Annotated in this window: 11 protein-coding genes; 5 read left to right on the forward strand and 6 right to left on the reverse strand. The window is 37.6% G+C overall.

Annotation, left to right across the window (positions count from 1 at the left end):
- Positions 1-12 precede the first annotated feature (12 nt).
- The 4 genes from HND50_05645 to HND50_05660 all read right to left on the reverse strand — a co-directional run bounded on the left by HND50_05645 (position 13) and on the right by HND50_05660 (position 6,579).
- Positions 13-1,044, reverse strand: a complete 1,032-nt coding sequence (locus HND50_05645; GenBank protein NOG44693.1) for a branched-chain amino acid aminotransferase — start codon at positions 1,042-1,044, stop codon at positions 13-15.
- An 831-nt stretch (positions 1,045-1,875) separates the two neighbouring features.
- On the reverse strand, positions 1,876-2,886 hold the full coding sequence (locus tag HND50_05650) for a dipeptide epimerase (protein ID NOG44694.1): 1,011 nt from the start codon (positions 2,884-2,886) through the stop codon (positions 1,876-1,878).
- A 100-nt stretch (positions 2,887-2,986) separates the two neighbouring features.
- Positions 2,987-4,096, reverse strand: coding sequence for a C40 family peptidase (locus tag HND50_05655; protein NOG44695.1), 1,110 nt, complete (start codon positions 4,094-4,096; stop codon positions 2,987-2,989).
- A 14-nt stretch (positions 4,097-4,110) separates the two neighbouring features.
- Positions 4,111-6,579 carry a T9SS type A sorting domain-containing protein gene (locus tag HND50_05660; protein ID NOG44696.1) on the reverse strand — a complete coding sequence of 823 codons (2,469 nt, stop codon included), beginning with the start codon at positions 6,577-6,579 and terminating at the stop codon, positions 4,111-4,113.
- Positions 6,580-6,760: 181 nt separating this feature from the next.
- Here HND50_05660 and ppk2 point away from each other — a divergent pair, with 181 nt between their 5' ends.
- Entirely contained in the window at positions 6,761-7,633 is an 873-nt protein-coding gene (ppk2, locus tag HND50_05665; GenBank protein ID NOG44697.1) for a polyphosphate kinase 2, read from the forward strand.
- Here ppk2 and HND50_05670 read toward each other — a convergent pair.
- The gene (locus HND50_05670) at positions 7,630-9,129 is read right to left on the reverse strand and encodes a sodium/solute symporter (GenBank protein NOG44698.1); all 1,500 of its coding nucleotides are present in this window, start codon (positions 9,127-9,129) and stop codon (positions 7,630-7,632) included. The genes ppk2 and HND50_05670 overlap by 4 nt on opposite strands.
- 206 nt (positions 9,130-9,335) lie before the next feature.
- On the opposite strand from HND50_05670, the gene HND50_05675 reads away from it, so the two are divergent.
- Both HND50_05675 and HND50_05680 read left to right on the forward strand, forming a co-directional pair.
- Positions 9,336-9,698: a response regulator gene (locus HND50_05675; protein ID NOG44699.1), complete on the forward strand. Its 363-nt coding sequence runs from the start codon at positions 9,336-9,338 to the stop codon at positions 9,696-9,698.
- Between the two features lie 12 nt (positions 9,699-9,710).
- Positions 9,711-10,073: a response regulator gene (locus HND50_05680; GenBank protein NOG44700.1), complete on the forward strand. Its 363-nt coding sequence runs from the start codon at positions 9,711-9,713 to the stop codon at positions 10,071-10,073.
- Positions 10,074-10,172: 99 nt separating this feature from the next.
- Here the strand turns inward: HND50_05680 and HND50_05685 are convergent, their stop codons facing one another.
- Entirely contained in the window at positions 10,173-12,338 is a 2,166-nt protein-coding gene (locus HND50_05685) for an RNA-binding transcriptional accessory protein (GenBank protein NOG44701.1), read from the reverse strand.
- A gap of 245 nt (positions 12,339-12,583) precedes the next feature.
- On the opposite strand from HND50_05685, the gene prmC reads away from it, so the two are divergent.
- Together prmC and HND50_05695 are read left to right on the forward strand one after the other, a co-directional pair.
- Positions 12,584-13,462 (forward strand): peptide chain release factor N(5)-glutamine methyltransferase, encoded by an 879-nt coding sequence (gene prmC, locus HND50_05690; GenBank protein NOG44702.1) that lies wholly within the window; start codon positions 12,584-12,586, stop codon positions 13,460-13,462.
- Positions 13,455-13,787 (forward strand): hypothetical protein, encoded by a 333-nt coding sequence (locus HND50_05695; protein NOG44703.1) that lies wholly within the window; start codon positions 13,455-13,457, stop codon positions 13,785-13,787. The genes prmC and HND50_05695 overlap by 8 nt, the downstream gene beginning before the upstream one ends.
- Positions 13,788-13,795 lie beyond the last annotated feature (8 nt).

Consider the following 13,795-nt stretch of genomic DNA (forward strand, 5'->3'; position numbering starts at 1 on the left):
ACTCCCAAAACATTAATCGTTTAAAGAAATTTTTCTTACCCAGCCATGAGTATCTTCTTCATCGCCGGATTGGATTCCTGTTAGTTTATTGTATAGGCCTGTCACAATTGGGCCAACGGTATCACCTTCGGCAAGTGTAACAGTTTCATTTTTATAAGTTATACTTTTAACAGGAGTTATAACAGCAGCTGTTCCGCAGCATCCCGCTTCTTTAAAGTTACCCATCTCAGTTATTTCGACAGGACGCTGTTCAACTTCCATGCCCATATCTTTTGCTAAAGCCATTAAGCTTTTATTTGTAATACTGGCAAGAATGGAACTTGATTTTGGTGTTACATATTTGCCTTCTTTGGTTATGGCAAAAAAGTTAGCGGGACCTGATTCATCAATATATTTTTTCTGTTTTGCATCAAGATATAAGGCCTCTGCATATCCGAGTTCTTTTACTTTTTTAGATACGCGCAATCCTGCCGCGTAATTTCCACCAGCTTTTGCATGTCCAACACCTTCCGGTGCTGCCCTGTCCCATGTTTCTTCAACAAGAAGTTTAATAGGTTTTAAACCCGTAGGAAAGTATGGCCCAACCGGTGTACAAAAAATCATAAACAAATAATCATCAGAGGGCTTTACTCCAACCAAACCGGAAACACCCAACATGACAGGACGGATATAAAGACTGGATCCACTTCCATATGGAGGAATAAATCTTTTGTTTAATTTTACAAGCCGCAAAACCGCTTCAATAAATTTCTCTTCAGGAAATGCCTCCATCATCAAAGTTTCTGCAGAATGTTTCATGCGTTTTGCATTTTCATCCACGCGAAAAACGAGTGCATCTCCATTTTTGTCTTCAAAAACTTTTAAACCTTCAAAACATTCCTGACCATAATGAAGACATGATGCAGCGATGCTTAAAGTAACCTGGTCTCCTTCAACAACTGTACCCTCATCCCACTTTCCATTACGATAATAATACTCTAAGTGGCAATCGGTTTTCATATAAGCAAAAGTTAAATCTGTCCAGTTAATATTTGCTTTTTCCATGATGCTCCAAAATTTTAAGGTTTTTATTTTGACTTTTACAAGGCTAAATATACAAAATATATTTTATGAAGTGTAGGGGAAATTGAAGAAATTTCTAAAATGATATAACTGTCACTCTGTTAGAATCTTTTCATTTTTGTATATCATGTTTGAAAAGAGAAGGATTGGAAATGGTTCTGGCGTGGTTTTTGTGAGCTGGATGATACCTAGAGTTACTGTTTTATTATAGTTACTATTTCTTTTTAGGGGCTTCGCCCTTTAACTTTTCACGGTATCCTTTTTTAGGATTAGATATTTATAAAAATTGGAATGGTACAGTGGGAGCTTGCTCAATTACATGCAGTGCCTTATTTCCATTATATTGATAAACTAGTTCGTGAACTAATGTTGAAATTATTTCCCAAGGCATAATTATCAATTGATATTATTTCCTTGTTGTTGTATTCCAGTTCAAATTTGGTCATATTTGACTTAAAAGATTTTACCTGTAAAACCATCATGGAGGGTAATATGTAATGAACTATGCGTGTTTAATTAACAAGGAAGTTTTATTAACAGGGAAGGCGCTCAAGGATGAGCAAATCCAAGAAAAAAAAGAAGTCGCTCCGGGCGATGGAGCGACTTTTCATAATAATAGTTCTTAAAGAACTATTACATTACATATTTAGATAAGTCGGCGGAGAAAATCTTATCTTAAGGCTAAATTTTAGTGTGATTTAAATCCCACTCTGGGACCTAACACAGGTCCCTTTTTTTTTTATTCTAAGCCACTAGCATAGCGCAAAGTACGTCCCTTGCCTAGAACGCATTTAATTTTGCAGCAATTTATAATTATGACGGAATACCAAGCCCAGGCAAATCATTATAAATCAGTTTTCCCTGTTCAACTTTAACACCGGAATATGGATCATCCGCTAAAAGCAGGTTTCCATCCAAATCCACATAATCCACAAAAGGTGCAATTTGGGCGGCAGCCGAAATGGCTACTGAGCTTTCCACCATGCAACCCAACATTATTTCCATTTCCATCGCCCGTGCCAAATGGATCATAGAAAGTGCTTCTAAAATACCGCCGGATTTCATCAGTTTAATATTTATCCCGTGATATGACTCTGCAAGTTTAATAATATCTGTGGTTTTTTTAACGGCTTCATCGGCAATTAGCGGCAGCGGTGACCGTTCTTTTAACCAGGCCGTTTCCACTAACATTTCAGCAGGCATAGGTTGCTCAACAAATTCAACGCCTTTGTCAGCAAGCCATTTGATTTGTTCAAGAGCATATTCCTTATCACGCCAACCTTCATTGGCATCCACACGAATTACATGGTCCGTTACTTCTCGAATACCTTCGATTATTTCGCGGTCATTGTCTTTGCCAAGTTTTATTTTATAGATCGGCATATCAGCTTTTTCGCGCACACGTTGCTGCATATTTTCAATTGAATCAATGCCAATGGAATAGGATGTTAATGGTGCCTTTTCCGGATTGAGGCCAAACATTTTAAAGAGAGGTGCATTTAATTTCTTACCTGCCCAATCAAGGATTGCCATGTCTATCGCGGCTTTTGCGCAGCTTTGATCTGTAATTTGCCGGTCAATTTCTTTTTTTAAATCCTGGAAATTTAAAAGATTGTTTTTCTCAATAATTTCCAAACAATCATTTAGTCTTTCTGTCGTTCGTTCTGCGTCTTCGTCGTAGCGAACATTGGGTGCGGCTTCACCAATACCGGTTTTCCCGTCTTTTGAAATCTGCACAAAAACATTTTCTTTAAAATCACTGGAGTTCCGGGCAATTGTCCAGGTATGCGCCAAGTGTAATTTTTTTGTTTCAACTTTTATCATTTTTCGAATCCAATAAGTTGTTATGGGTTGTCATGCTGAGGTACGAAGCATCCCATTGAGAATAGGGTTCTTCACTCACTGCGTTCACTCAGAATGACAATTACTTTACTACCCGCCGGATGTGCTTAAAAACCCTTTTACGATATGCGTTATAATTATCTTTTTCAGGATTAAAACTATTGATATGAACATTGCCCGCCTGGTGAATAAACTCATCGCCACCAAGACTGATTGCTACATGGGTTACCCGTTCACTTTCACCAAAAAATATTAAATCCCCCGGTTTCACATTTGAATAATTGTCATCCGGCGTAATTTTTTCACCAATCAGTGCAATTTGCCTTGAGTCTCTTGGTAGCTGAATGCCATGAGCGGTAAAAACCGTTTGCGTAAAACCCGAACAGTCATTTCCTTTGCTGGAATTTCCACCCCACAAGTAAGGAAGTCCAAGCATACTTTTCGCTGTCTTAATTATTGCCGGCAATGATTGATCATACTCTCCATCCAAATCTTTAATTAAATTATTCCTAATAAAACCTGTTTGGCCATTTGGCAATGCCACTTCGGTCCACTTTCTCTCGGATGCAAGTTTTTTAAGATTCACATTTATAACAATATCACACACGGGAGTTGAGTTTTCAGATTTTTCTGTAAATATGCGACCCGAAAGTGCGGTTACAAGAACTCTATCTGATTCGGCCCATTCTTTGGTACCTTCACGAGACATCCGGACAATTTGTTTGTTTTGCACATAGCCCACATAACCATAATTTGTTTTTGCCAGAAACCAGCCGCCTCTTCTCTTTAAAAGCTGCATTGGTCTGCCCATTATGGCTTCATCCACCATTTCTGAGGAATGACTTGGCCGACCCCTTAAATGGGCGACACTAACTGTTACAATTGCATGTGTGCTGTCTCCCAAATCCGGATGCGGTAACATTTGAAATTGGTTTTCATATTTATCACCAAGAAGTGAATCAGCCAGGGAGGAAACAGCATTTTGAGTTTTCTCAACAGTGGTCTCACCGGAAACAATCCATTTCCCGTTTTCAACTTTTAGCTCTGCCTTAAAAACATCCAACGCCTTGTCAGGGATTAGTTCTTTGCGAATCTTATCAGCCTGCTCATCAAACTTTGAGATTATGGCCTGCTCATTTTGGCAGGAATAAAATAAAATTAGGGTTGTAAATAAAATTAAGAATGATTTCATGGATTCCCCTTGATTTAACGGATCAACGTCATTTTTCCATTTAGTATTTTTTTAATTTTCGTATTTGATGATATAACAATTTTGTAAAAATAGGTGCCGGATGCGACTTGATTACCGGAACTGTTTTTTCCATGCCATTGCCAACTTTGCAGGCCCGAATCAAAACTTATTTCTTTTGATTTATTTACCAGTTTCCCATTAATATTAAAAATTAAAATCTTAACTTTTCCGGGCACCGGTAAATGAAATCTAATTTTTGTTGATGGATTGAACGGGTTGGGAACATTTGATAAAAGGTAAAAATTATTGGGTGTTTGAGAAACCGGTTTTTCAATAGCAGTGCTGATATCAAAAAAATTGATTACAGCAGAGAGCAGGTCATCACGCTTTTGTTCGGGGTAAACAGTTTCAAATGGAAATGCCAGATAAACCAGCTTTGCCTCTTTTGCAGAATCGCCAAATTTCCCTGAATAGAAAATTCCTGCACCACCATTATCTGTATTAACATCTGAATATTTAAATCCTAAATGCGACCCATTGGCTCCTTCAATTGCATCCGGCCAATCCACATTAAAACTACCATTTGTTCCATCATCAAAATCGATATTTGAGATATTTTCAAAAAATGTTTCGGCTATTCCATCTGCGGAATAATGTTCTGCATTCTCTCCCTTTGGGGCATCTTCAATATATTTTGCCTTGAGATAATTTCCATAAAACTGTTTGTCTGCGTCAGATCCACGCGCCAAATCCCACCCAATTTCTGCACCAGATACAAAAAATTGGCCACCATTTTCAAGGTAATCTTTAACTTTGCTTTGCTCAGCAGGTGAAAAGGTATCATCAACAGTGCTTTCATCGCCAAGCATCCAATCAACGATTTCATAATCATTTAGATTAATTTTATCCTGCGCCACTGCTTCGTTTGTTGCGGAAGAAAAATTTAAACCATTATTAAAAAACGAATGTGCATGCATGCGGATATAGTCGCGATTATTTTCTGTTCCGGATTGTCGATCAAATCCATCAACAATAAGAACGGTTGATTGATAAGGATTGTTGGTTGTTGCAGCCAAAACACCAGTTTGTGGGCCAAGCCCCGATGCACCTAAGGCGCGAACTTTAATGAAATAAATCTGATTTCGCTCCAATCCTGTTAAGATATTTTCATTGGAAGTAAAATATGTGGAGTCACTAAAATCCAATCCATCAGGACTATAGTAAACCCAGTAACCATTTGCGAATTCCGATTCAGAGAATTTTATATTCAAAGCATTTATGCTATATGAAGTGACAGAAAAATTTCCAGGTTCTTCAGGAATTGGTTGGCCGTCTCCATAGTGTTTAATAATCTGGTTCCAAAAATCATTCTGGTTTCCATCATAATTTAAAGCCCACATGCCGACACCTAACAAACTTTTTGAATCAGCAAGATCAAACTTCTCTCCCATACTTTGACCATTTTCGGTCCATACCTGGTACCATTTTCCACCATCTTGATATCTGTACCAGGGTGAAGCAGTCTCATTATCCCACAAAGTGCCATGATTTTCAAAATTGGATTTGTCTGTTTTAAACCGGGTTGTACTGACATAATCTACTACGGAAGAATGCGCTTCATTTGTAGCTGTCTGAAATTTAACACCATAATAGGGTACACCAATAATCAATTTTTCCGGCATAGAATTAACCACAGACGCATATTGAGTTTGAACCGTGTTTGTAATGTTTATTGACCCGCCAAGAAGCGGCGCAGTCGATCCTGATTTGCTGCTCCAGCTTCCGGCAAAGGCATAACCCATAATAAAAATATAATCGCAAGAATTTGCTAAACCGGCTAAGTCCCATCGGTTGCTCCAATTAACAGCCGGCCCGTCAAAAGATACTTCAGCATCAGGAAAATTTGAGTGAATATAAGTTGTCAACTCTGCCATAAAATTATTAATCGGCGCTGCACGGTCTTCATGGTTCAAACTTTCAAAATCAATATTTACACCATCCAGGCTATAGGTTGTGATTTTATTTTTTAAATTTGTAAAAAAAGTATTCTTTACAGATTCGTTAGTGATAATTGTGTGGATTTCAGGTCCGTTAAAATTAACAGCTGTTAAGATTACTTTTACTCCATTATTATGGGCCTCGTTTATTAAATCTGTCCATGGCCAGCCGGATGGATTTGAGATTGCCCCTGTCGGACTGACATGGAAATCGAAAGCTGCAATATGGGTTAAAAGATCAAAACGAAGGTTATCCATCGCACCGGGGTATTCCCAATCTGGCAAGAAACCAAACACTTTTTTACTTAAGCCGGATGCCAGCCTTTTTTGGAGTGGAATTATATTTGGATCAATAACATCAATCGCATCGGTAGATTTTTTTAAATGACGATGATTTTCCCATTCAATCTGATGAATTGATTTTCTCTCCTGGGCATTAGACAGAGTAAAAGTGACAATCAAAAAAGAGAATAAAATTAAGCGCATTATTTTTCTTCCATTTGTTCTGTTTCTAAACTAACTGATTTTATGATAGAAATCGAGCCCATTTTTCAGATAACTATTTTTTCTTTTAAGTGTTTTTACTCTTTTTATATATATTTTTAATACTTTGATTTACATGATCCGATAAAAACAAAAACAATTTTATTAAAATCAGGAACTGGGAATGAGCAAACAAAAAGAAGAACAGGATTTTGTAGTTGATACAGATGGGAAAAAAATTAAGAAATACAAGAAAAATGGAAAGCTGAATACCGAATATTACGAGATGGAACTATCGCGCCTTCAGGAAGAGCTAATTAAACTACAATACTGGGTGAAAGAGAAAGGCTTAAAAGTTGCCATAGTTTTTGAAGGACGTGGATCTGCCGGGAAAGGCGGCGTTATAAAACGCATCACTGAAAGAATGAACGCACGTATTGCGCGGGTAATTGCCCTGCCAAAACCAACAGATCGTGAAAAAACACAGTGGTGGTTTCAGCGATATGTTGCACATTTACCGGCAGCCGGGGAAATCGTTTTGTTTGATAGAAGCTGGTATAACCGCAGCAACGTTGAATGGGTGATGGGCTTCTCCACCGATCAGCAAGTACAGGAATTTTTCAGGTCCTGCCCGGAATTTGAAAGAATGTTAGTACGATCAGGGATAATTCTTTTAAAATATTGGTTTTCGGTAAGTTTTGATGAGCAAAGACGAAGATTTGAGAGTCGCAATCAAACACCATTAAAACGCTGGAAATTGAGCGAAATGGATTTAGAAGAGCACCGGCTGTTTACACAGTATTCAAAAGCAAAAGATCGCACTTTTGAGTTTACCGATATAAAACAGGCACCCTGGTATGTGGTACCTTCTGATGATAAAAAACGTGCCCGCCTAAATTGCATCAGCCATATTTTAGACCAGATTCCTTATGAAGATGTTTTGCCAGAACCGGTGCAACTGCCTGACCGGGAAGAATCTCCATATATCAGGCCGCCAATGCAGGAACAAACTTTTGTCCCCCAAAAATACGGCACTATTGTTGAAGAAGAAGATTAATTCTTCTTCATTGAAACCAGGTTCCCCACTATCATTGTTACGACGGTGCCCAATAGAACAAACCAGGTCCAGTGCATTAAGGGTGTAGCCCCGCTGTAAAGCGGATACAAACTGACAAGGACCATAACAATTATTCCGCTTGTAAACCCGGCTATTGCCCCTTTCTCCGTAGCTTTTTTGGAAATTAGGCCAAGTAAAAATGTGCCTAGCAGCCCGCCATAAGTTATAGATGCAATCCCCAAAGCAATTTCAACGACCGATTGGTTTAAGGCAATAAATGCAAAAGCCACAATGATTAACACAACAGCTGCAATTATTGTTACAATACGAGAGCTTTTCAATTCCTGTTTATCCGAAAGTACTTTTTTGGACAACGGTTTGTATAAATCTAAAATTACAGAACTGGAAAGTGAGCTCATCGAACCGGCAAGTGTGGACATAGCCGCTGCGAACAATCCTGCAATAATTACACCTTTAACCCCAACCGGCAAGTGCTGTATTATGAACAGAGGAAAGATTTCGTCTGGTTTACTAAATGGTGCCGAAGGATCTGAAATGGAAATACCATTGTAAAATGAAAACAATAACATGCCAATAAACAGGAATAGCGCAAATTGTAAAAAGACGATTACGCCGCTGGCAACAATTGCTTTCTGGCTGTCACGTAAGGTTTTGGTTGTAAGCAACCGCTGAACTATTAGCTGATCTGTCCCATGAGAAGCCATCGACAAGAATAACCCGCCAATAACAGCGCCAATAAATGTGTATGGTTTACTAAAAAAATCTGAAAAAGTTGATCCAAAATCAAAATTGAAAACAGATAGCTTGCCAGCCTCAGCAGCCGGAGCCAGGGAAACAGATTCCATTCCCATTAAAATCCAAAGTGCCATTAATGCCCCGCCGACATAAATCCCCATTTGAACAACATCCGCCCAAATAACCCCTTTTACACCGCCGGTATATGTATAAACCAGTGAAACAATCCCAATAATAATTATTGCCAAAACATAGATCTCAAAATTTGACCAGGCTTCAAAATACACTGTGGTTTTAAAAATCAAAGCTAATGGGATAGCTGTAGAAAACAATCGCACGCCATCTGCTGCAATACGGGTTAACAAAAAAACAAGGGATGAATAGCGACGGGTTGTTGCCCCGAAGCGTTGCTCAAGAAATGCATAGGCTGTACTTAACTGACCAGTTTTGTAAGCCGGCAAAAAATAAAGGGCAACCAGAATTCGTGCCACAAGATAGCCAATAGTTAATTGTAAAAAATTAAGATTTGTAAGATATGCCAAACCCGGAATGCTAATAAATGTCAGACTGCTTGTTTCAGCGGCAACAATGGAAAATGCGACAGCCCACCACGGTACGCTGCTTCCGCCCATAAAATAATCTTTGGTCGTTTTTTGCTTACCACCTGTTAACGATCCTATTAAAGCAATCACTATTAAATAAACGATAATTATTGTGACATCTATAGCAGAAATTGACATGGCTTCTCCTTATTTTACAAATCAAGCTAATATAAAAACCAGAAATCAAAGATGAAATTAAACGTTCCAATTTATTTTTCAGATGGAGAAATATTTTAATTTGTCTTTTTTTATCTTTTGAAAAATAAAAACATATTTCTTTTTTAATTTTTTTAATTGCTAGACGAAAACTAATTTCTGATTTTAACCAACGAAAGCCCCCGCATATGCCAAAGAAAGCACTAATCATTGACGATGAAGAAGCTCTAACAGAGATCATTGTTGAAGTTTTGAGCACACTCGATTTTGAAAGTTACCCTGCCATCAGTGGTGAAGATGCCATAAAAATAGCAAACCAGAACGATCATTTCGATTTAATTATTATTGATATGAACATGCCCGGTATGAATGGTGAAGAGACCTACAATAATATTAAAACTGGATTTTCGGATACTCCATTGATATTTATGTCGGGATACGATTTAAGTGAAGAGATGGCGGCAATGAATCTTAAATGTCCAAACATATTTTTGAAAAAACCATTTACAATTGCTGACCTGACCAAAACTGTTTCTCAGTTATTGCCATAACAAAAACTTTCCATGAAAAAGCCTCATGTTTTAATTATTGATAATTTGCAAGAAACAGCTGAATTGATTTCTGAAGTTCTCAGTGCACAAGGTTATTTATACTCTGTGGCCGGTAATGAAAAAGAAGCCTTCGAATTAATTAAAAACTTTGACATAAAGCTTGTTATAATTGATTTTCACATCAAAGGGTTAAGTGGAGCTGAATTATTTTTACAATTACAAAAACGGATGTCAGTTCCTGCTGTTTTGTTTCTCAATGTCTTCTCATACAGCGAAGAATATGATCAATTAGAAATATCAAGCCCCAATGCAATTCTAAATAAACCATTTAGTATTGATGAATTTGTTAAAACTGTTTCTGAGTTACTACCTTAAAAATTATTTTATTTGTCATTCCCGAATGTATTAATCGGGAATCTAAAACAATATTCAGATTCCTGCTGGAAAACATGCAGGAATGACAAAACAAAATAACTACCCCTTTTTCATAGATAAACCAATACGCCCACGTTCCAAGTCAATCGATGTAACACGCACATCAACCACATCACCAACTGAAACAATTTCCATAGGATTTTTTACAAATTTATCGGCCATCTGGCTTACATGAACCAGACCATCCTGTTTAACACCAATATCCACAAATGCTCCAAAATCAACCACATTGCGAACTGTGCCTTTTAGCATCATTCCCTCTTTTATATCTTCCATTTTAAGCACATCGCTTTTAAAGATTGGCTTTTGCAACTCATCACGAGGATCAAGACCCGGCTTGGCAAGATTTTCGAGAATGTCGTCAAATGTGGGTCGTCCAATACCCAAATCCTGTAACAAATTTTCCAATTCCTTTTGTGATTCCTTTACTTTTGCAGGCAGGCTTTTTCCATCCTGGGCAATATCTTTTATGCCAAAATTTTCCATAAGTTTTGCAGTTGCCAGATACGATTCCGGGTGGATTGATGTGTTGTCCAATGCTTCATTTCCATCAGGGATACGCAGAAATCCAGCTGCTTGTTCAAAAGCAATCTCCCCGATACCATCCACTTTTTTGAGATCATTACGATTCTTAAAAATGCCATTACTATCTCGGTGGGAAATAATATTTTGTGCGGTCCTGCTGGTTAATCCGGAAATATGTTTTAATAGTGAAGCAGAAGCCGTATTCAAATTAACACCGACACTGTTCACACAGGATTCTACAACATGGCCAAGAGCTTCTACAAGTCTTCGCTGATTAACATCATGCTGGTATAGTCCAACACCGATACTTTTCGGATCAATTTTTACCAGCTCTGCCAACGGATCGAGCAAACGACGGGCGATGGAGATATTTCCGCGCATGCTGGCATCCAAATCCGGAAACTCCTCTCGCGCAACTTTTGAGGCTGAATAAACCGACGCGCCTGCTTCACTTACAATTATATATTCCACTTTATGGTCTGTCTTTATTTCGCCGATTAGCTCTGCGGCCATTTGTTCTGTTTCGCGGCTTGCGGTCCCATTTCCAATTGCAATTATATCAATATCATATTTCTCAACCATTTTGCGGACAATGCCTTTGGCCTCCATATATTTATTTTGCGGTGGATGCGGATAAATTGTTGTCCCCTCAATATATTTTCCGGTGGTATCAATGACTGCCACTTTAGAACCCGTTCTAAATCCGGGATCAATTCCCATAATTTTTTTCCCACGAACAGGTGGCTGTAGTAAAAGGTTTTTTAAGTTGGTAGCAAAAATCTCGATGGCATGGGCGTCTGCTTTTTCTGATAAGCTGGAACGTACTTCGCGGGAAATGGATGGTGCTATCAAGCGGTTATATGAATCGGCAACAGCCAATTGCATTTGTTCAAAAAAAATGGAGTTTTTATTTTTGATATAAACAGCGGCGATTTCCACATTCATCTTTTCAGAATCAACATCAACATTCACTTTTAAAACAGATTCAGACTCCCCACGATTGATTGCTAAAATACGATGTGGAACAATTTTGCTGATTGCTTCGCTGTATTCATAGTATGCTTCAAAATCTGTGCGACCTTCCACTTTTTTTACGTCGCTACGTAAAATACCCTGGGCAAATGTCAACTCGCGTACAGACTTACGTACATCGGCATCTTCACTAATTATCTCTGCAATAATATCGCGTGCACCCTGCAATGCATCTTCAGCTGATGAAACTTCTTTTTCTTCATTTATATATTCACGCGCAAAATCTTCAGGAATTCCATTGGTTTCTTCCTGGGCTAAAATTAATTCGGCCAATGGTTGCAATCCCTTTTCTTTAGCGATTGTTGCTTTGGTACGCTTTTTAGGTTTATAAGGCAAATACAAATCTTCCAACTCTTGCATCTTACTGCATTTTTCAATTTTTGTTTTTAATTCCGGTGTAAGTTTGCCCTGCTCTTCAATAGAATTAAGAATGCTTTCTTTCCGTGTTTCCAAAGCGCGCAGATAATTAATGCGCTCTTCAATATTTCGTATTTCAACTTCATCAGCAGAACCGGTTACTTCTTTACGATAACGTGCTATAAAAGGAACGGTATTACCATCATCAAGAAGCTCGACTGTATTTTTTACCTGGACGAAATTTATTTTTAGTTCATCTGCAATTATTTGGAACATGGTTTGGTCGGTCATATCAATCCTTATAAATGAAAAGAAAGACCTTCGAGATTTTTAAACCTGAAGGCCGTAAAAAGTATTTAAATTGTGTGCAGAAATTTAAGCAATTGGGTTTTTGATGCAAGATATAGCTGTTCTTTATTGCCACTTTTTTAATTATATTGATGGCTTGTAAAATTTGAATCCTTTTTGGAATGAATCGGCTGTGTCGATTCAGCACTGACACAGCCAATACAATCCACAAAAAACAACAAGTGAAAATGCAAAAACAAAAAACCTGGAAAGTAATCGATCTGCTTAAAACCACTGCAGATTTTCTTAAAAAAAAAGGTATTGAAAATCCCCGTTTAAATGCTGAGAGACTGTTGTCCCATGTTTTAGATATGGAGCGAATAAAACTCTATGTGGAATTTGCACGGCCAGTCTCAAATACGGAGCTTAGCGAATATAGAACCCTGGTTTCACGACGGCTGACAAATGAGCCCCTTCAATATATTTTGGGTGAAACTGAGTTTATGGGATTGCCATTTAAGGTATCGACATCTGTATTAATACCACGCCCCGAAACCGAGATTTTAGTCGAAGAAATTTTTAAATTAAATGATCAAAATAAAAACGTAACAACGGTTTTGGATATTGGTACGGGCAGCGGATGTATTCCCATCAGCCTGGCACATTTTTGGCCGGAAGCGCATTTTACAGGGATAGATATTTCTTCTGACGCGTTAGCAATTGCTGAGGAAAATAAATCCCTAAATAAAAAAGAGAATGTTTCTTTTTTAAAAAAAGACATATTTGGCCATTGGCCCGATGAGAATCTATCAAAACAATTTGATCTCATTGTCTCGAATCCACCATACGTAACTGAAGCAGAAATGAGTGGATTACAAAGCGAAGTAAAAGATTTTGAGCCTGATATTGCTTTAACAGATTTTAGCGACGGACTAAAATTTTATAAACATATTTTTACCCTGGTTAGTGATGGAATTTTAAAAACAAAATTTCTTTTTTTGGAAATGAGCGGATCACAACCGGAAAAAATTGTAGATGAAGCAAAAAAATGTAAGTTTAACTCCGTGGAAGTAATAAAAGATTTAACTGGAATTGACCGCGTTCTAAAAATAAAATTAAATGAGTAATAAAGAAGTCGCCAAAAAATACATTGAATTTTTCTGCAGCGGGGAAATTGAAAAGCTATCTGTGCTCCTGTCTCCGGATCTTTTTTTTAGCGGCACTTTTTTTATTTTTCACTCAGCTAAAGAATATTTAGATAATTTAAGAAAAAATCCACCTGAAAAATGCAATCATAAGATAATAAGTATAACTGAAAATGAAGATTCCATTGCTATCTTCTATGAATACCAAAAACCGGAAAAAACATTACCAGTAGCTCAATTGTTTAAAATAAAAAATCAGAAAATACAGGAAGTGTTATTAGTTTTTGATGGAAGAGTATTAACATAACAAGATGT

The sequence above is a fragment of the Calditrichota bacterium genome (assembly GCA_013112635.1).
GTDB lineage: Bacteria > Calditrichota > Calditrichia > Calditrichales > J004 > JABFGF01.

Coding starts and splice junctions, on each gene's coding strand:
- HND50_05645 (NOG44693.1), bottom strand. CDS start 1,044: ATGGAAAAAGCAAATATTAACTGGACAGATTTAACTTTTGCTTATATG.
- HND50_05650 (NOG44694.1), bottom strand. CDS start 2,886: ATGATAAAAGTTGAAACAAAAAAATTACACTTGGCGCATACCTGGACA.
- HND50_05655 (NOG44695.1), bottom strand. CDS start 4,096: ATGAAATCATTCTTAATTTTATTTACAACCCTAATTTTATTTTATTCC.
- HND50_05660 (NOG44696.1), bottom strand. CDS start 6,579: ATGCGCTTAATTTTATTCTCTTTTTTGATTGTCACTTTTACTCTGTCT.
- ppk2 (NOG44697.1), top strand. CDS start 6,761: ATGAGCAAACAAAAAGAAGAACAGGATTTTGTAGTTGATACAGATGGG.
- HND50_05670 (NOG44698.1), bottom strand. CDS start 9,129: ATGTCAATTTCTGCTATAGATGTCACAATAATTATCGTTTATTTAATA.
- HND50_05675 (NOG44699.1), top strand. CDS start 9,336: ATGCCAAAGAAAGCACTAATCATTGACGATGAAGAAGCTCTAACAGAG.
- HND50_05680 (NOG44700.1), top strand. CDS start 9,711: ATGAAAAAGCCTCATGTTTTAATTATTGATAATTTGCAAGAAACAGCT.
- HND50_05685 (NOG44701.1), bottom strand. CDS start 12,338: ATGACCGACCAAACCATGTTCCAAATAATTGCAGATGAACTAAAAATA.
- prmC (NOG44702.1), top strand. CDS start 12,584: ATGCAAAAACAAAAAACCTGGAAAGTAATCGATCTGCTTAAAACCACT.
- HND50_05695 (NOG44703.1), top strand. CDS start 13,455: ATGAGTAATAAAGAAGTCGCCAAAAAATACATTGAATTTTTCTGCAGC.